19 protein-coding genes are annotated in these 17,450 nt (G+C 39.3%); 7 read left to right on the top strand and 12 right to left on the bottom strand.

From position 1 onward, the window contains the following. The first annotated feature begins 22 nt into the window (after positions 1–22). The 5 genes from ACLV7Q_RS04595 (at position 23) to xerS (ending at position 6,213) form a co-directional block, all read left to right on the top strand. Positions 23–1,201, top strand: a complete 1,179-nt coding sequence (locus ACLV7Q_RS04595) for a hypothetical protein (RefSeq protein ID WP_218757022.1) — start codon at positions 23–25, stop codon at positions 1,199–1,201. A gap of 201 nt (positions 1,202–1,402) precedes the next feature. After that, positions 1,403–2,254, top strand: a complete 852-nt coding sequence (gene ylqF, locus ACLV7Q_RS04590) for a ribosome biogenesis GTPase YlqF (RefSeq protein ID WP_050278916.1) — start codon at positions 1,403–1,405, stop codon at positions 2,252–2,254. Next, positions 2,241–3,020, top strand: a complete 780-nt coding sequence (locus tag ACLV7Q_RS04585; protein ID WP_218757021.1) for a ribonuclease HII — start codon at positions 2,241–2,243, stop codon at positions 3,018–3,020. The genes ylqF and ACLV7Q_RS04585 overlap by 14 nt, the downstream gene beginning before the upstream one ends. 15 nt (positions 3,021–3,035) lie before the next feature. Beyond that, positions 3,036–4,586, top strand: a complete 1,551-nt coding sequence (locus tag ACLV7Q_RS04580) for a ClC family H(+)/Cl(-) exchange transporter (RefSeq protein ID WP_218757020.1) — start codon at positions 3,036–3,038, stop codon at positions 4,584–4,586. Positions 4,587–5,142: 556 nt separating this feature from the next. Next, the gene (gene xerS / locus ACLV7Q_RS04575) at positions 5,143–6,213 is read left to right on the top strand and encodes a tyrosine recombinase XerS (protein ID WP_218757019.1); all 1,071 of its coding nucleotides are present in this window, start codon (positions 5,143–5,145) and stop codon (positions 6,211–6,213) included. 202 nt (positions 6,214–6,415) lie between these two features. On the opposite strand, the gene pdrM is transcribed toward xerS, so the two are convergent. The 11 genes from pdrM to dhaK all read right to left on the bottom strand — a co-directional run bounded on the left by pdrM (position 6,416) and on the right by dhaK (position 15,005). Next, positions 6,416–7,768: a sodium-coupled multidrug efflux MATE transporter PdrM gene (gene pdrM, locus ACLV7Q_RS04570; RefSeq protein WP_218757018.1), complete on the bottom strand. Its 1,353-nt coding sequence runs from the start codon at positions 7,766–7,768 to the stop codon at positions 6,416–6,418. 10 nt (positions 7,769–7,778) lie between these two features. Next, on the bottom strand, positions 7,779–8,039 hold the full coding sequence (locus tag ACLV7Q_RS04565; RefSeq protein WP_001105920.1) for a hypothetical protein: 261 nt from the start codon (positions 8,037–8,039) through the stop codon (positions 7,779–7,781). 13 nt (positions 8,040–8,052) lie between these two features. After that, positions 8,053–9,321, bottom strand: a complete 1,269-nt coding sequence (locus ACLV7Q_RS04560; RefSeq protein ID WP_218757017.1) for a dihydroorotase — start codon at positions 9,319–9,321, stop codon at positions 8,053–8,055. 12 nt (positions 9,322–9,333) lie between these two features. Then, entirely contained in the window at positions 9,334–9,798 is a 465-nt protein-coding gene (locus ACLV7Q_RS04555) for an NUDIX hydrolase (protein WP_001135756.1), read from the bottom strand. Positions 9,799–9,807: 9 nt separating this feature from the next. Beyond that, on the bottom strand, positions 9,808–10,461 hold the full coding sequence (locus tag ACLV7Q_RS04550; RefSeq protein ID WP_218757016.1) for a uracil-DNA glycosylase: 654 nt from the start codon (positions 10,459–10,461) through the stop codon (positions 9,808–9,810). 61 nt (positions 10,462–10,522) lie between these two features. Then, positions 10,523–11,215 carry a YjjG family noncanonical pyrimidine nucleotidase gene (locus ACLV7Q_RS04545; protein WP_218757015.1) on the bottom strand — a complete coding sequence of 231 codons (693 nt, stop codon included), beginning with the start codon at positions 11,213–11,215 and terminating at the stop codon, positions 10,523–10,525. Between the two features lie 38 nt (positions 11,216–11,253). After that, on the bottom strand, positions 11,254–11,451 hold the full coding sequence (locus ACLV7Q_RS04540) for a hypothetical protein (protein ID WP_000658759.1): 198 nt from the start codon (positions 11,449–11,451) through the stop codon (positions 11,254–11,256). After that, positions 11,448–12,449 (bottom strand): hypothetical protein, encoded by a 1,002-nt coding sequence (locus ACLV7Q_RS04535; RefSeq protein ID WP_218757014.1) that lies wholly within the window; start codon positions 12,447–12,449, stop codon positions 11,448–11,450. The genes ACLV7Q_RS04540 and ACLV7Q_RS04535 overlap by 4 nt, the downstream gene beginning before the upstream one ends. 595 nt (positions 12,450–13,044) lie before the next feature. Next, positions 13,045–13,419 (bottom strand): dihydroxyacetone kinase phosphoryl donor subunit DhaM, encoded by a 375-nt coding sequence (dhaM, locus tag ACLV7Q_RS04530; protein ID WP_218757013.1) that lies wholly within the window; start codon positions 13,417–13,419, stop codon positions 13,045–13,047. After that, positions 13,419–13,994 carry a dihydroxyacetone kinase subunit DhaL gene (gene dhaL, locus ACLV7Q_RS04525; protein ID WP_218757012.1) on the bottom strand — a complete coding sequence of 192 codons (576 nt, stop codon included), beginning with the start codon at positions 13,992–13,994 and terminating at the stop codon, positions 13,419–13,421. Before dhaL ends, dhaM begins: the two co-directional genes overlap by 1 nt. A gap of 21 nt (positions 13,995–14,015) precedes the next feature. Beyond that, entirely contained in the window at positions 14,016–15,005 is a 990-nt protein-coding gene (gene dhaK / locus ACLV7Q_RS04520) for a dihydroxyacetone kinase subunit DhaK (protein ID WP_218757011.1), read from the bottom strand. 153 nt (positions 15,006–15,158) lie between these two features. Here dhaK and dhaS point away from each other — a divergent pair, with 153 nt between their 5' ends. Then, entirely contained in the window at positions 15,159–15,689 is a 531-nt protein-coding gene (dhaS, locus tag ACLV7Q_RS04515; RefSeq protein WP_218757010.1) for a dihydroxyacetone kinase transcriptional activator DhaS, read from the top strand. After that, entirely contained in the window at positions 15,686–16,675 is a 990-nt protein-coding gene (gene dhaQ / locus ACLV7Q_RS04510) for a DhaKLM operon coactivator DhaQ (RefSeq protein ID WP_218757009.1), read from the top strand. The genes dhaS and dhaQ overlap by 4 nt, the downstream gene beginning before the upstream one ends. A 203-nt stretch (positions 16,676–16,878) precedes the next feature. Here the strand turns inward: dhaQ and ACLV7Q_RS04505 are convergent, their stop codons facing one another. Next, positions 16,879–17,418, bottom strand: coding sequence for a ClbS/DfsB family four-helix bundle protein (locus tag ACLV7Q_RS04505; protein ID WP_218757760.1), 540 nt, complete (start codon positions 17,416–17,418; stop codon positions 16,879–16,881). Between the last annotated feature and the right edge of the window lie 32 nt (positions 17,419–17,450).

The following is a 17,450-nucleotide window of genomic DNA, read 5'->3' as shown; positions in this document are numbered from 1 at the left end:
TGAATATTAGAAAGGAGACCTCATGACACTTCCAGTTAGAAAATCCCTGCATGATGCAGTTTTACAGGCTTCAAAAGCTGATACTTGGGAACAAGCTACCAAGGAATGGAATGAAATTTCCTTGATTTTTAACGGTATCGGCCGTAGCAATTGTGTCTGTGGAAATGCTATAAAGTACGCTTACGAACTCTTTAACGGTGTCACAGGCCAACGCCTCTTTCCGATTGGTAGCGACTGTGTTCGTCATTTTCATCGATTGTCCCTTGACCAGCAATTGGAAGAGGAAGAAAAACTGCTCAGAAAGGTTGAAAATCTGACCAGAAAAGCCCATAAAAAGGAGAAAATCAAGGTCAATAAAAGTGACTTTGACGAGCGACTTCTAAAATGGCTCTGGGAAAAAGATGTTTTCAAACCCAATCGTGGCAATCAATTTGCACCTGAGAGAGACTACCAGCTCTTCCTAGAAGTCTTTCAGGGAGGAAGTTGGACCAAGGCAGAGCCCAAGAAAAAGGCTCGGATGGAAGAAGTCCTTGAAAAATGCATCAAGCCCTTTTTACTTGGGAAATCGGATGACCAACTCTACCTTGTCAAGCTAGGCAAGGAGAAAATTGACTACGAACAGGAACTCCGTATCCAGGCAGAGAAAGAGCGCAAGAAGAGGGATAAAATCGCCAAGCAATATGCAGACAATCTGGTCCTAGCCATGGGCCCAGCAGAGCGTGCTTATCAAGATTACTTTGGCTTTACAGAGACACTGACTCAAGAAGAACGCAAGTGGGAGAAAATTCTTTTTGGTAAAAATCGGACAGAACGGGTTGTCAAGGCCAAACAATACCAAAAAGAGTTGGAAAAAGACCAACGAATTGCCAGTCAGGATCCAATTGAAAGAAAACAGAAGCAGACCTGGCTCCTCAATTCCTATTTTCGTGAGCTTCCTGAAGAAAAAGCCAGATTTGCTCGACTCTTATTAGAATATCGAAAAAGTGGAGAAGTGCCTTTTTCAACTGAATACTTATCAGACCATCTGCTAGATTTTTTCTATACAATGAAAGCCTTTGAGTTTGAAATCGCACCAGAACAAGTCCGAGATTTTCTAAAAGAAAGTCTCCAGACAGATCATCTCTCCTCAGCACAAGAAAGCTGGATAGAAGGAATTCTTATCAACTGTATCAAACCGTTTTTAGAACGACTACTTATATGAACAAATCTTACCTTGGATAACCAGGGTAGGATTATTTCTTATATCTTATTTCTAGTAGTAAACTAAAAAGTTTCAAAATACATAAATAAAATTATGTATTTTTTATCAAAGTCACCAGCCCATGCAAAAATAGTTAAATTATGATAAAATAGACTATAATAAAGACATTCTTCATAGTAAATTTATTTTGAAAGGGAAAATATGGCGACTATTCAATGGTTTCCTGGTCACATGTCTAAAGCGCGTCGACAGGTGCAGGAAAATTTAAAATTTGTTGATTTTGTGACGATTTTGGTGGATGCACGCTTACCTCTATCTAGTCAAAATCCTATGTTGACCAAAATTGTTGGTGACAAACCAAAACTCTTGATTTTAAACAAGGCAGACTTGGCCGATCCAGCAATGACCAAGGAATGGCGTCAGTATTTTGAATCACAAGGAATCCAGACGCTGGCTATCAATTCCAAAGAACAAGTAACTGTAAAAGTTGTAACAGATGCGGCCAAAAAGCTCATGGCCGATAAGATTGCTCGCCAGAAAGAACGTGGTATCAAGATTGAAACCTTGCGTACCATGATTATCGGGATTCCAAATGCTGGTAAATCAACTCTCATGAACCGTTTAGCTGGTAAGAAAATTGCCGTTGTCGGCAATAAACCAGGGGTTACCAAGGGACAACAATGGCTCAAAACCAATAAAGACCTGGAAATATTGGATACACCGGGGATTCTCTGGCCTAAGTTTGAAGATGAAACTGTTGCTCTTAAACTAGCCTTGACTGGAGCTATTAAAGACCAGTTGCTCCCTATGGACGAGGTGACCATTTTTGGTATCAATTATTTCAAAGAACATTATCCAGAAAAGCTGGCTGAACGCTTCAAACAAATGAAAATTGAAGAAGAAGCGCCTGTGATTATTATGGATATGACCCGTGCCCTCGGTTTTAGAGACGACTATGACCGATTCTACAGTCTCTTCGTGAAGGAAGTCCGTGATGGCAAACTCGGTAACTATACCTTAGATACATTGGAAGACCTCGATGACGACGATTAAAGAAATAAAAGAACTTCTTGCAACGGTCAAGGACTTAGATAACCCTATTTTTTTAGATTTTGAAAAGGATAGTCGCTCTGGAGTTCAAAAGGAAATCAGCATGCGTAAAAAAGCCATTCAAGATGAATTAGATGAAAATTTGCGTTTGGAATCTATGCTTTCCTATGAAAAGGAACTTTACAAGCAAGGATTGACCTTGATAGCAGGTGTTGACGAGGTTGGACGTGGTCCTCTGGCTGGCCCTGTAGTCGCTGCAGCCGTTATTTTACCTCAAAATTGTAAGATTCAAGGCCTCAACGACAGCAAGAAAATTCCTAAAAAGAAACATCTGGAGATTTTCAAAGTAGTTCAAGACCAAGCCTTGTCAATCGGAATTGGTATCATGAATAATCAGGTCATCGACCAAGTCAATATCTATGAAGCGACCAAACTGGCCATGAAAGAAGCAATCTCCCAGCTCAGTCCTCAACCTGAGCATCTCTTAATTGATGCTATGCAACTGGACTTGCCTATTTCACAAACCTCTATTATCAAAGGAGATGCCAACTCCCTCTCGATCGCAGCAGCTTCCATAGTAGCCAAGGTGACCCGTGATGAATTGATGAAGGACTACGATCAGCAGTTTCCTGGCTATGATTTCGCTACTAATGCAGGTTATGGAACTGCTAAACACCTAGAAGGACTAGAAAAACTAGGAGTTACCCCAATTCACCGAACCAGCTTTGAACCCGTTAAATCACTGGTTTTAAGTAAAAAAGAAAGTTAATTGAAAGGAAATACCATGGAGGAACAGTCGGAAATAGTCCGTTCTAAGAAAGAATTCGCCTTTGCATCCAGCACTATCCTATCCCAAGTTGGTCGAGGAATCATTGTTGGTCTCGTCGTAGGGATAATTGTTGGATCCTTTCGTTTCTTAATTGAAAAAGGCTTCCACCTGATACAAGGGCTTTATCAAGATCAAGCGCACCTAGTACGCAATCTTTTTGTACTGGTTTTGTTTTATCTAATCATCTGCTGGCTCAGTGCCAAACTGACACGCTCTGAAAAAGATATTAAAGGCTCAGGAATTCCTCAAGTCGAAGCCGAATTAAAGGGATTGATGACTCTCAACTGGTGGGGCGTTCTTTGGAAAAAATATATTCTAGGAATTCTAGCTATTGCAAGTGGCCTTATGCTGGGACGTGAGGGACCCAGTATTCAACTTGGAGCAGTCGGTGGTAAAGGAATTGCCAAGTGGCTCAAATCCAGTCCAGTAGAGGAACGCTCCTTGATTGCTAGTGGAGCTGCCGCTGGTCTAGCCGCTGCCTTTAATGCTCCGATTGCTGGACTTCTCTTTGTGGTAGAAGAAGTCTATCATCACTTTTCACGCTTTTTCTGGGTCTCAACTCTAGCAGCCAGCATCGTAGCGAATTTTGTGTCTCTACTCATATTTGGCCTAACACCCGTACTGGATATGCCAGACAATATCCCACTCATGACCCTAGATCAGTATTGGATATATCTCGTCATGGGAATTTTCCTTGGATTTTCAGGTTTTCTCTATGAAAAAGCTGTATTAAACGTCGGGAGAGTTTATGACTTGATTGGTCAAAAAATCCATTTGGATAGAGCTTATTATCCAATTCTGGCCTTCATTCTCATCATACCAGTCGGAATTTTTTTACCCCACATCCTTGGTGGTGGAAATCAGCTGGTACTTTCCCTAACTGAGCAAGATTTTAGTTTCCAAGTTCTATTAGCTTACTTTTTAATTCGCTTTATCTGGAGCATGATTAGTTATGGAAGTGGTCTTCCAGGAGGCATTTTCCTACCAATTTTGGCGCTTGGTTCCTTACTTGGTGCCCTAGTTGGTGTTATCTGCGTCAATCTTGGACTTGTCAGTCAAGAGCAATTCCCTATATTTGTCATTCTAGGAATGAGTGGCTATTTTGGAGCCATATCAAAAGCTCCCTTAACCGCCATGATCCTCGTAACTGAGATGGTAGGAGATATTCGCAACCTCATGCCACTTGGTCTTGTCACTCTTGTTTCTTATATTATCATGGATTTACTCAAGGGTGCACCAGTCTATGAAGCCATGCTAGAAAAAATGCTTCCAGAAGAAGTATCCAGCGAAGGAGAAGTTACACTTATCGAAATACCAGTTTCTGATAAAATTGCTGGGAAACAAGTTCATGAACTCAACTTACCACACAACGTCCTCATCACTACCCAAGTCCATAATGGCAAGAGCCAAACAGTTAACGGCTCAACCAGAATGTATCTGGGTGATATGATTCACCTGGTTATTCCAAAAAGTGAAATTGGGAAAGTCAAGGATTTGTTGTTGTAGCGAATTTTTACATAATTTATATTATGTAAACAGCTGGCTTGATTTATTTAGAAAACCGATTCTCAGAAATGAGATCGGTTATTTTTTACTGATGGGGAATTTCACATATAAATAATTGAACTTTATTAAAAATAAGACTATAATTAAGTTAGAAATGATAAAGCATAAAGCTAGAAAGGAGTTTACTGTATCAAATCTGTACAGTAAGATTAAAATCATGAAAAAGAAAACGATAGCAATTATACAATGTATTTTGTATCTCATAGCTCCTTATATAGCTCTTCAGTTATGTAGAATGAACAGAAGTATCGTTACTGATAATCTCTTTTTTATTTTCCTTATTCTGTTGACTATTTCATTCTGGTTTAGTATTTGGAAGCTAGAAAAAGCACTAGCTAATGATTCTCAACAGAAACTCCAAAGATTTAGAGCTGTTTTACTCAGGTCTAAGTCTTTTTTAAAATCTCTACAACATCTTTCCGAAAAACTATAATTTTCTTGAAAAAAAAATGAGTCTATGCTATACTACTAGTAGACTTATTTATGGAGAAAATACATGAAACGTGAGATTTTACTGGAACGAATCGACAAACTAAAACAAATCATGCCCTGGTATGTTCTGGAATACTACCAATCTAAGCTGGCTGTGCCCTATAGTTTTACAACCCTGTACGAATACCTTAAGGAATACAATCGATTTTTCAGCTGGGTTTTAGAGTCTGATATTTCAAACGCTGATAAAATGTCCGATATTCCCTTATCAGTTTTGGAAAAGATGTCTAAGAAAGACATGGAATCCTTTATCCTTTACCTACGTGAACGTCCTTTGCTGAATGCCAATACAAGCAAACAAGGTGTTTCTCAGACAACCATCAATCGGACCTTGTCAGCCCTTTCTAGTCTTTACAAGTATCTGACCGAGGAAGTTGAAAACGACCAGGGTGAACCTTATTTCTACCGCAATGTAATGAAAAAAGTTTCAACCAAGAAAAAGAAAGAGACCCTTGCTGCTAGAGCTGAAAATATCAAGCAAAAACTCTTTCTAGGTGATGAAACTGAAGGTTTTCTAACTTATATTGACCAAGAGTACCCACAACAGCTCTCAAATCGGGCTCTCTCATCATTCAGTAAAAATAAGGAACGAGATTTAGCCATTATTGCCCTTCTCTTGGCATCTGGTGTCCGTTTATCTGAAGCTGTTAATCTGGATCTAAGAGATCTCAATCTTAAAATGATGGTTATTGATGTCACACGTAAGGGTGGAAAACGTGACTCAGTCAATGTCGCTGCTTTTGCTAAGCCTTACCTAGAGAATTATCTAGCCATTCGAAATCAACGCTATAAGACGGAAAAAACAGATACAGCCCTCTTTTTGACACTCTACAGAGGTGTTCCCAATCGTATCGATGCTTCCAGCGTGGAAAAAATGGTTGCTAAGTATTCTGAGGACTTCAAAGTGCGTGTAACTCCCCACAAACTCCGCCATACGCTAGCAACTAGGCTCTATGATGCTACTAAATCGCAAGTTTTGGTCAGCCACCAACTAGGACATGCCAGCACACAAGTCACTGACCTCTATACCCATATCGTCAATGATGAACAAAAAAATGCCTTGGATAGTTTATGATTTTACGTAATATAACTTATGTAAAATATTTATCAAAAAAAGAAGTTGCTTGTTTTAGCAACTTCTTTTTCTTTATATCTGATACCAGTAAAGTAGCGTGGAATATCAATTGTTTCTATATTTTTGAAGTTCTCGTCTACCTACTACTAATTAAAATAATGCAGATAAGGAAGGATATTTTTGCTTGTAGGAATTCTAAAAATCAAGCTTTTCTGGATTCAAATCTCTTCATAATCACAGTTAAACGCCAACGGTAGAGAACCCCGCTCACGATTAGACTAATAATCAAACCAATCCAGTAAGAATAAGCTCCAAAATCTGTTAGAGAGTCGAATACCATAGCTACTGGGAGTGTCACCCCCCAGTAACCAACCAAACCAAGGTAAAAAGGAATAACGGTATCCTTATACCCCCGTAAAATTCCCTGAAGCGGTGCCGCAAAGGTATCTGCTAACTGGAAGAAAAGACTATAAGTTAAAAAGCGCGCTGTCAAATCGATAAATTCTGGGTCGTTCCCATAAAGACTAGCCACATTTCCCCTAAAAATGTAAAGGAAAGATAAGGTGAAGGCCGCAAAAATAAGGGCTGTCCATCTTCCTAGACCAATATAGGTTTTCGCATCATCAAATCGCTTGGCTCCCACTTCATAAGACACGACTATCGCCATAGTCGATGAGATACTCATAGGAAAGGCGTACATGAGACTTGAAAAGTTCATGGCTGACTGGTGGCTAGCGATAATCAAGGACGAGAACTTAGCCATAATCAAGCCAACCACGGAAAAGATAGCTACTTCCGCGAAGACAGTCCCCCCAATAGGCAGACCTAAACGAACTCCTTCCTTGATTTTATCCATATTAAGCGGAATGCGTTTCTCAAGGTGTAAGGCTTTGAGCTTCTCCTGTTTAAATAAAACCAGAACAGAAATCCCAAGCAAGACCCAGTAGGCCAAGGATGTTCCTAAACCAGCACCAGCACCTCCCAGTTCTGGAACACCAAAGGCCCCGTAAATCAAGAGGTAGTTAAATCCACTATTGAGAGGAAGTAACAAAAGCATGAGATACATGGACAGTTTGGTCAACCCCAGCGAATCCAGCAAGGAACGAATGACACTAAAAAGCAATAAGGGGATAATTCCGATAGATAAAAACCAGAGATAGCGAACCGCTACTGCTGCTACTGGTGCTTCTAACCCAATATGATTCAAGATTGGTGGTGCCAAGAACAGCACCATCCCCAGCAAGACCACAGATAGACCCAGGGCCAAATAGATGAACTGGTAAAAATCAGATGCAACTTCTTCCTTTTTGCCTCGACCAAGATGGTGACCAATGATGGGCACCAAGGCCGACACAATTCCTGTTAGGAAGGTAAAGAAAGGATTCCAGATACTGGTTGCCATAGACACACCAGCCAAATCCATGGTATTGTATTGTCCTGTCATAGTCGTATCAACAAAGGATGCAGAATAATTGGCAAATTGGTAGATCAGGATTGGGAAGAAAATTTTTAAAAATAATACTAACTTCTCTCGTAAACACTTTGTCTTATACATACTTCTCTTTCTATTCTGATTTATCTAAACCAAAGAGTTTCAGACCATAGTTTTTCAAACTTAGCGGAGGGTTATTAGATTTTGAAGTAGTATGCCAACACGCACATGTACGACAATAATAGCTTCTAACTAAACCTCCATTATCATATTGAACCGCATGGTCAGCTTTTTCTTTAGTTTCATATTGAATTTTAGAACGATTAGATGCGGGACAGTAAATTCCGCTATTAGATTTTGCTTTTCTCTCCCTACGTTTTCGAAAATAATTCATATTCTAACTCCTATCAAGCTTGATAGACGATTTGTCCCTTACAGATGGTATATTTAACCTGCCCTTTTAAGGTTTCACCGATAAAGGGGGAATTAGTCGCTTTTGAAGCAAAATGGGAGTCCACAAGGCGGTCAGCCTTGTCATCAAAAATAGTGATATCTGCTGGACCATTCTCAGCCAAATAACCTGCTTCAAAGTTGTAAAGCTTGGCTGGGTTGTATGTCATCTTTTCGAGTAATTCCATCAAGCTCAACTCACCAGCTTCCACCAAATAGGTCAAGCCGAGAGACAGGGAGGTTTCTAAGCCAGTCATACCAGATGGTGCTTTGGTGATATCCTCAACATTTTTTTCATCCGCATGGTGAGGCGCATGGTCAGTTGCAATAACTGTGATGACACCTGACTTTAGACCTTCGATAACAGCACGACGGTCTGATTCCAAACGAAGCGGCGGATTCATCTTGGCATTACTTCCTTGTGTCAAAAGGAGTGCTTCTGTCTTGGAGAAATGCTGTGGCGCTACTTCTGCTGTGACTTGCACACCCAGCCCCTGAGCAAACTCAACTACTTTGACACTCTCTTCCTTCGACAAATGCTGGATGTGAACATGGGCCTTAGTTGCATAGGCAATCATAACATCACGCGCCATCATAGCGTACTCAGCCACCCCAGTCGCACCGCAGATATGGAAATGTTCTTTAGCAATGTTTTCGTTAAAACCAAGAATTCCATTCAAACCTGGATCTTCCTCATGAAGACTAATAAAGGTATTGAGTTTTTTGGCTTCTTCCATGGCTGCCTTAACCACTTTGCTGCTTTCAAGAGGAATGCCGTCATCAGAAAAACCAACAGTACCAGCTTCTAAGAGTGCCTTAAAGTCAGTCAAATCTTTGCCATTAAAATTCTTAGTAATGGTCGCAACCGTCTTGACATTGATATTTTCCTTGGCAGCTGACTGAAGAACTTCTTGTAAAGTCTCCACATCTGAAATAGTTGGACTAGTATTAGCCATCATGACAACCGTTGTAAAACCACCTGCAGCAGCCGCTAGGGCACCAGTATGGATATCCTCCTTGTGAGTTTGACCAGGTTCACGGAAATGAACATGGATATCGACCAAGCCAGGAGCAACGACTAGACCAGTAGCGTCAATCAGTTCTGCTCCTTCTTCCTTGATTTCAGGCGCAATTTTGATAATTTTCCCATCTTGAACTAAGATATCACACACTTGATCTAAACCAGACTTAGGATCCATTACACGACCGTTTTTGATTAGTAGCATCTGCTTTCTCCTTTATTCATAGAAATCAACTTGGGTATCCAACAATTTATCCCCATCATAGACAAACTTGGCTGAAAAGAAGGGTTTATCCTCTAAAAGCCACTCAACAAAGGTATGATCACCTTCCCAAGTTGGCTTGCTCAAAACCTCATCATAGGGAACCCATTCTAAGGTTCCCTCATTGCAGTCAATCAAGTCACCCTCGAACTCCGTCACTTTAAAAACATAGGTGTACCAGTCTAAATCTGGAGTAAATTCAGGAAAAGTGATAACACCTTTTAGAACTGGTTTGGCTTTGAGCCCTGTTTCTTCAAGAATTTCACGCGCCGCGCATTCCTGGGGTGTCTCTCCTCTCTCTAGCTTACCACCCACACCAATCCATTTACCCGCATGGACATCATTTGGCTTTTTATTGCGATGAAGCATGAGCAGTTCTTTTCCGTTATCAATGTAGCAAATCGTCGCTAACTGAGGCATATTCTCTCCTTATCTAAGCCAATCAATTGGCTCTTGTCCTGTCTCTTTTAAGAATGCATTGGCCTTGGAAAAAGGCTTGGAACCCCAAAATCCTCTGTAAACAGATAAAGGACTGGGATGGGCTGATTCGATAATCAAGTGATGAGGATTGGTAACTAAGGCCTTCTTCTTGCGTGCATAGGCTCCCCAGAGTACAAAAACGACTGGTCTATCTAGTTGATTGACCACATGAATCACAGCATCTGTAAATGGCTCCCATATCTGACCAGCATGACCATTGGCCTGACCAGCAGGAACCGTCAAGCAAGCATTGAGAAGTAAGACTCCTTGCTCAGCCCAAGCCGTCAAATCATGAGATTTCTTAACTCCTATATCATCTGACAATTCTTTCAAGATATTTTGCAAGGATGGCGGAGCTGGGATAGAGTCAGGAACAGAAAAACTCAAGCCCTGCGCCTGACCTGGTCCGTGATAAGGATCCTGCCCCAGAATCACCACCTTAACTTCTTCAAGCGGTGTTGTCAGGAGAGCCTGAAAAACCTTTTCCTTGGGTGGATAAATAGTCCCCTGAGCATAGACCTGCTCCATAAACTGATTTATTTTCCCAAAATAACCCTCAGGTAATTGCGCCTTAATCAAAGCATGCCAAGACGAGTGTTCCATAGCCAACTCCTTCATTTTTACTGCCTCTATTATAGCAAAAAGTGGCTATCTAAACCACTTTTTACAGTTTATCTAAGCAATCCAGCAAGTCTTGATAAGAATGGACTTCGTAAGTCGGCTGGGCTTGTGTATGATTTTCTAGGTGATGAGGGTTGTACCAAATCGTGTCAATTCCAGCATTATTGCCACCTTGAATGTCGGCGGTTAGGGAATCTCCAATCATCAGCGTCTTTTCTTTACTAAAACCTGCAATCTGTTGGCCAATCTTTTCATAAAAGAGAGCATCAGGTTTTTGTGTTTGCAGCTGTTCAGAGATAAAGACTTGATTGAAATAAGGTGCTAGACCAGATTGAGCCAAACGCCCTGTCTGAATGGCAGTAATGCCATTTGTCGCAGCATACAAGTCAAAATCTCGCTCAATGAGGCTGTCTAAGAGTTCATGAGCGCCTGAAAAAGTTTGTCCCTGCTGGGCAAGGTAAAATTGGTAACGCTGGGCTAGAAAACTACCGTCTTTTTCCTGTCCAAAATGAGCAAATAAACGAGAAAAGCGCGTGTTAACCAGCTCTTGTTTACTAATTTTCTTTTGCTCCAAGTCCTTCCAGAGAGCCTTGTTCATAGGAACGTAATAGTCTTTATAAGCCTGAATATCTGTAACCCCTTCTTCTTTTAGGAGTTGAGTCAAAGCCACATCCTCAGCAGCATCAAAATCAAGAAGAGTGTGATCAAGGTCAAAGAGTAGAAATTTGTAGGACAATTTGAGAGTTTTCCTTTCTAGGTACTTAATAGATTAGTTTATTTCTTCTTATTCTTAGTTTTATTCATCAACATACCAACTACAACTGGAGTAACCACACTTCCAACTTGTCCAACAACTTTAAGTATCTTTTTTGCTTCATCTATTTTTTTGTTTCTACACGATTCGCACTTATTGTGCTTATAACTTGATGGTAAATCCCTAGTACATGTCTTGCATTTTTTTATTTCTTTCATTCTAGCACCTCTGTCTCAATAGAATCTGTTTTATTTGGTAATTTCATTATAGAAGTTTCAATTTTTGGCAATTCTTTTGTCCAGTAATTTATAGGCGAAGGATCAAGTAAATCAAGTCTCTCTACTAATTCCTGAGAACTGAGATAAGTTTCGTTAATAAATTTCCCAAAGTAATCCAAACTTTTTTGAGCAGCTTTTTTCTCGCCCAACTCATTATAAGCTATTGCTGCTGATAGTGAAACGATATTTACAGCTGCTAATCCATCTCGAATCTCATTCATACGAGCTTCAATTTTATCTGGTTTATCCCCTTTTAATAGCTTACCCCAAGTAGAATCTGGTTGTTCTTTGATAAAATTTACATTTGATTTTTGACTAAGCATTAAGAGATTTCTACTATCCTCTGCATCTGAAATAACTTGCAGTAACATCATTGTTCTAATGTTTGGATCTGATATCTCTCTAGCTTGCAAGAGTTTCTGTTGACAACTATAGGCTATTGCAAGTCTATCTGACTCCTGCCCTTTTCTGACGTCCTCAATAGCATATTGTACATTCTGAATCTCCTCTGCAATCTGTGCCATTTGAATTTGCGACGAATAATCGGCTAACGCTTTATTTAATTCTGGTGTCAATTTAACAGATTTCAATGGTACATTTCCAATGATTTTATTAGTATTAGTATCTACTAATACCGCCAAGAGAGAGCCATCTTTCTTTGTCATCAATTTTAACACTCCTTGAGCAATTGCTTCCCGTTGTTCTGGAGAAAGAATTGCCTGAAAAACCTCTTCAGGTATACTAGATTGGACAACATTGATAAAGGCTGGAGCAGAATATAACATTTTTTCTACTTCAGATAAGATTTTAGTTGCATTTTTGACTAAAGGTTTGGCTATTTCTGGTAACTTATTAAAAAACGATGAGGGTTTTAGTTCATAACCATCAATATCAAGAATATCGAAGTCATCTTCTCCAAAAAATAAAACTTCATCCATAAATTACTACCTCATTATGTTTAAATTATTAGAAATATTATACCATATTAAACAAAATTATGATTTTGATTTTTCTTTAATATTATTTATCCAATCATTTTTACTGGAATCTAACATAGAATAACACTATCCTATACAATTGACAGCTCAAACCTTTCAGAATAGAACAATCCTAACTATCGAATACCCCAACTTCATAAATATCTATGTAATTCTAGACCTAGAATTCCTATAAACTAAATGTTTTCGCACTATTCTAAGCCATTGATTGCTTTAAATTTTAATTTTTAAAGAATTCTAAAGCTAGAATAGTTCCATCACAATCTGTTTCGAATGATTCACAATTTAGAAACACTATAGCTTTACTCTTGTTAAAATAAAAAGGAACTGCATAAAGCAATCCCTTTCTGATTTTGAAATTATTTACTTATACTCTTCGAAAATCAAATTCAAACCACGTCAGCTTCACCTTGCCGTACTCAAGTACAGCCTGCGGCTAGCTTCCTAGTTTGCTCTTTAATTTTCATTGAGTATTAAACTTTAATAGTTGAGATAATCAATAACTCACCTATAAAAGGAATGATAGGAAGATTCCTTATTTATTGATTTCAAGCTCCGCCAACTGTGTTTGAATAACTGACAGTTCTGCACCAGCCTGAAGAAGAGCTGCTGCAGTATAGGCACCTTCTACAATTGGAACCCTATTGATCATGATACTTTTATCACTGAAATCAGCCACCATTTCTAAGTTCATTTTAGCAGAACCTAGGTCAAAAAAAGCTAATAAAGTATCTGCTGGATTTTCGGAAACAACCCTATCTACTTGATCAAAACTCGTTCCAATTCCTCCATCTTCGGTTCCTCCTACATAAGTAATCGGAACATCTTTAGCTACTTCACCAATCAGTTCAACAACACCTTCTGCAATGTGTTTGGAATGTGAAACGATAACAAGACCAATACTTCCCATTAAAACACCCCAGTTTCTAAAAGAGCAGTAAAGAGCAATCCTGATGAGAATGACCCAGGATCAATATGTCCAAGAGAACGTTCTCCTACATAAGATGCCCTTCCTTTAGTTGCAAGTAAATCTTTGGTAGCATTCACTACCTTATCAATAACGTCTTGAGTCAATTGACCAGCAGACAAAGCAGCAATAACAGGAGTCCAAACATCAACCATTGTCTTTTCTCCAACTTCTGCTTTCCCACGTTTGACAATCATATCCAGACCACTTTGTAAGATTTCCTCTATTTTCGAATTAGAATCAGCCTTAGCCATGCCCATAAAAGCAGAGCCATACAAGGGACCAGAAGCACCGCCTACCTTGCTCAGTAATTGCATTGAGACAAGTTTAAACACATCACTGCTTGTTTCAAATTGCTTTCCTTCTAAGTTTTCCATAACTGCAGCCATTCCACGCGCCATATTTCCACCGTGGTCTCCATCTCCTATAGGGGTGTCTAGCTCACTAAGGTAATCTTTCTGTTCTTGAATCTTTTCATTAAAAAGCTTCATCCATTCAAGAGCTTGTTCAGCATTCATGCGACATTTCCTCCTTGAGTTTTACCAAGCTGGGGTAGTAACAGGTGCATTTAGAGCATCCAACCACTCATCATCTGCCAATCGAATCAATGTTAATGACAAGCCAGCCATATCAATTGAGGTCATATAGTTTCCAATTTTCTTAAATGCCAACTCAACACCTTTTTCATGGAGTAATTTTGCCACATCATTTGCAAATACATATTGCTCCATAAGAGGAGTGCTTCCTAAACCATTGATGAGAAGGCCATAGCGTTCACCAGCTTTAAGTTGGAAACCTTCAGATAGTTTTTCAACCAATTCTGAGGCCAATTGTGCGGAAGGTTGCATTTTCTCTTTTTTATATCCTGGTTCACCGTGGATACCAACTCCATATTCAAATTCATCATCTTCTAGAACAAAACCTGGTTTCCCAACTTCAGGAACGGTTGCTCCAGACAGAGCCAGCCCAATTGTTTTAATTTCTAACACAAGTTTATCGGCCAAGTCCTTCATTTCAGCTAATGATTTACCAGAACGAGCCGCATCTCCCAAAATTTTATGGACTAATATAGTACCTGCGACACCTCGACGACCTTGGGTATAGAGACTATTTTCAACCGCAATATCATCATCAACCACAACACTTGCTACATCAATGCCTTCCATTTCAGCAAGTTCTTGTGCAATTTCAAAGTTCATAATGTCCCCAGAATAGTTCTTGATGACCATGAAAACTCCAGCACCTTCATCAGCCGCCTTAATGGCTTCTAAAATTTGGTCCGGAGTAGGTGAAGTGAAGACTGCTCCACAAATGGCAGCAGACAACATTCCATCTCCTACAAATCCAGCATGACTTGGTTCATGTCCTGAACCTCCACCTGAAATGAGTCCAACTTTTCCTGTCTTTTCTACCTTTCTAACGATGACATCAAAACCATCTAAGCGTTCTACCAAGTCATCATGCATGAATGACAATCCCTGCAACATTTCATCAACAACTTGTGTCGGTTCATTTATAATTTTTTTCATGAGAAACTCCTTTCGGCATGTACCTTTGTTTTCGCTTTCATTATATATTTTTTATCGCTGGCTGATAAGGGACAGATTCTATTATTTGTCCCCTTTTAAACCCGTTTAAAACATTTTTTTGGTAAAATGAAGGAAGTAAAAGAAAGGTTTCCTATGGCATCATCACTTATTACAAAAAAACGGATTGCCAAGGCATTTAGAGACCTATTAGCTACTAGAGAATTTGACAAAATCTCCATTGTAGATATCATGGAATCAGCTGGCATTCGTAGACAGACCTTTTATAATCACTTTCTTGACAAATATGAACTGCTAGACTGGATATTTGAAAATGACTTAACCGAGTATATCACCAATAACTTGGACTTCATTTCAGGCCAAAAACTATTACAAGAACTATTTCTTTATTTCGAACAAGAGCGTGACTTTTATATTCAACTTTTTGATATTCAAGGGCAAAATAACTTCTATGACCACTTTATCAGCTACTGTCGCTTGCTTGTATCAAAAATTTTAAGAGAATACGGTCAGATTGATAGCGATTCATCTGCTTATACTTGTTTTTTGTTAGACTACCATTCACATGCTCTAGCAGAAATCGTGAAGTCTTACGTCAATAAAAAAAGTCCAGTTCCACAACCAGACTTTCTAATCATGACAATTATTGGAAAGAGACCACAATGACATTTATTTCAAATCATAAACAGAAAATTATTTCAAGTTACATTTCGGCAGCTGTCAGCAGTCATCCTAAATTAGAAAAGCACCCTACCTTACCATTAGTCTATCAAAAAAATCGCAATCCTCATCAGGTTCCAATATTGTCGGGTGGAGGTTCCGGTCACGAACCTGCGCATATTGGATATGTGGGAGAAGGAATGCTTACTGCTGCTATCTATGGCCAATTATTTACTCCTCCTACAAGAACTGAAATCTTAGAGTCCATTCGTTTTTTAAACAATGGTCACGGTGTCTTCATCATTGTAAAAAATTTCGAAGCAGACATCAAAGAATTTAGCTGGGCCATTAATACTGCTAGACAAGAAGGAATTAAGGTCGGCTATAGTCTAGCACACGACGATATTTCTATTGAACCTCACAATAGATTTCAAATTAGAGGAAGAGGGCTTGCAGGAACTATTTTACTTCATAAAGTTCTAGGATATGCAGCTCAAAATGGTGCCGAAATAGAGCAACTAACTGATTTAGGTCATGAACTTGCTCCCGAAATCGCAACGATTGGCTTTGCAACGAAATCTGCTAGTCTCCCCCAAGCCATCCTTCCACTATTTAACTTGGAAGAAGGAAATATTTCTTATGGTATTGGGATACATGGCGAAGAAGGCTATCGTATCGTCCCATTCCAATCATCGGAAATCCTTGCAAATGAAATTATAAGTAAATTAAGATTGCACTATCATTGGAAAAAGGGTGATCAATTTATATTGCTTGTAAATAATCTAGGCACTACCAGCAACTTAGAAATGGGCATATTTCTCAATGATCTCCTTCAACTCTTAGAAATTGAAGGAGTCACTATTACCTTTATAAAATCAGGAACATTTATGACCAGTCTAGATATGGCAGGTATATCCGTAACTCTTTGCCCCGTAAAAAATAAACAGTGGTTAGAAGCGCTCAATGCTCCAACGACAGCTTTTACATGGTAATTTGCTTGTATTACTCAAAAGGGCTACATCACTTGATGGCCCTTTGTTTTTATCTTATACTCAATGAAAATCAAAAAGCAAACTAGGAAACTAGCCGCAGGCTGTACTTGAGTACGGCAAGGCGACGTTGACGCAGTTTGAATTTGATTTTCGAAGAGTATTACGTTTAAAAGAACTCATTCTTGCAATTTCAAATAGGCCATCTATCCCTTACAATTCTTCCGGTGAGCTTTGAGTTTTTTCAGAGCCCAATCATAGTGACTGGAGGTGCTACTGACAAAGTAGGAACCTAGACTTGTCCCTCCCGTCCACTTATAGATACCTTTGATAAAGAGTTCGTCATTGCTAAAAACTTCTATCAACTCTAAAACCTCCCTATGTGATTGTTCTAGGAGTCTAGTCTCTTCTTCTAAGGAGGTTTTCTGGTGCTTCTTCCAAATAGCAACATTCATCTCCCCATAAGTTTTCCAATTATAAGGTTCAGGGAGAAAAGGTTTTTCGTGATCTTCTTGATTAGAATGTACCCAAGTCAAAAGTAACTGCTGCCATTCATAAAGATGGATTAAGACATCCCGTAGATTTTTATCTCTTTTCCAGTGCGCTTCCTTTTTCTTTTGGTCTTTTGAAAAATCAAAAGGAGTCTGCAACTCATCTTCACTTAGTTTAGAGATGAAGAGCTTGAGATTTTCATAATTCTCCTTAGAGGCTAGCACCAGCTCCTCTTTTGTTCTTGGTCTAGGCATAGAAGTTATCCCTTCATATTACTAGTTATTAT

It is taken from the genome of Streptococcus mitis, from assembly GCF_965111725.1.
GTDB lineage: Bacteria > Bacillota > Bacilli > Lactobacillales > Streptococcaceae > Streptococcus > Streptococcus mitis_DV.
The sequence above is the reverse complement of the archived record's forward strand: the minus strand, read 5'-3'. Positions and strand labels throughout refer to the sequence as shown.

Excerpts from the sequence above, each read along its gene's own strand:
- dhaS (WP_218757010.1), top strand. The coding sequence starts at position 15,159 with ATGGCATCATCACTTATTACAAAAAAACGGATTGCCAAGGCATTTAGA.
- dhaM (WP_218757013.1), bottom strand. The coding sequence starts at position 13,419 with ATGGGAAGTATTGGTCTTGTTATCGTTTCACATTCCAAACACATTGCA.
- pdrM (WP_218757018.1), bottom strand. The coding sequence starts at position 7,768 with ATGTATAAGACAAAGTGTTTACGAGAGAAGTTAGTATTATTTTTAAAA.
- ACLV7Q_RS04505 (WP_218757760.1), bottom strand. The coding sequence starts at position 17,418 with ATGCCTAGACCAAGAACAAAAGAGGAGCTGGTGCTAGCCTCTAAGGAG.
- dhaQ (WP_218757009.1), top strand. The coding sequence starts at position 15,686 with ATGACATTTATTTCAAATCATAAACAGAAAATTATTTCAAGTTACATT.
- ACLV7Q_RS04555 (WP_001135756.1), bottom strand. The coding sequence starts at position 9,798 with ATGCCTCAGTTAGCGACGATTTGCTACATTGATAACGGAAAAGAACTG.
- ACLV7Q_RS04585 (WP_218757021.1), top strand. The coding sequence starts at position 2,241 with ATGACGACGATTAAAGAAATAAAAGAACTTCTTGCAACGGTCAAGGAC.
- ACLV7Q_RS04560 (WP_218757017.1), bottom strand. The coding sequence starts at position 9,321 with ATGCTACTAATCAAAAACGGTCGTGTAATGGATCCTAAGTCTGGTTTA.
- dhaL (WP_218757012.1), bottom strand. The coding sequence starts at position 13,994 with ATGAATGCTGAACAAGCTCTTGAATGGATGAAGCTTTTTAATGAAAAG.
- ACLV7Q_RS04565 (WP_001105920.1), bottom strand. The coding sequence starts at position 8,039 with ATGAATTATTTTCGAAAACGTAGGGAGAGAAAAGCAAAATCTAATAGC.
- xerS (WP_218757019.1), top strand. The coding sequence starts at position 5,143 with ATGAAACGTGAGATTTTACTGGAACGAATCGACAAACTAAAACAAATC.
- dhaK (WP_218757011.1), bottom strand. The coding sequence starts at position 15,005 with ATGAAAAAAATTATAAATGAACCGACACAAGTTGTTGATGAAATGTTG.
- ACLV7Q_RS04580 (WP_218757020.1), top strand. The coding sequence starts at position 3,036 with ATGGAGGAACAGTCGGAAATAGTCCGTTCTAAGAAAGAATTCGCCTTT.
- ACLV7Q_RS04550 (WP_218757016.1), bottom strand. The coding sequence starts at position 10,461 with ATGGAACACTCGTCTTGGCATGCTTTGATTAAGGCGCAATTACCTGAG.
- ylqF (WP_050278916.1), top strand. The coding sequence starts at position 1,403 with ATGGCGACTATTCAATGGTTTCCTGGTCACATGTCTAAAGCGCGTCGA.
- ACLV7Q_RS04535 (WP_218757014.1), bottom strand. The coding sequence starts at position 12,449 with ATGGATGAAGTTTTATTTTTTGGAGAAGATGACTTCGATATTCTTGAT.
- ACLV7Q_RS04540 (WP_000658759.1), bottom strand. The coding sequence starts at position 11,451 with ATGAAAGAAATAAAAAAATGCAAGACATGTACTAGGGATTTACCATCA.
- ACLV7Q_RS04595 (WP_218757022.1), top strand. The coding sequence starts at position 23 with ATGACACTTCCAGTTAGAAAATCCCTGCATGATGCAGTTTTACAGGCT.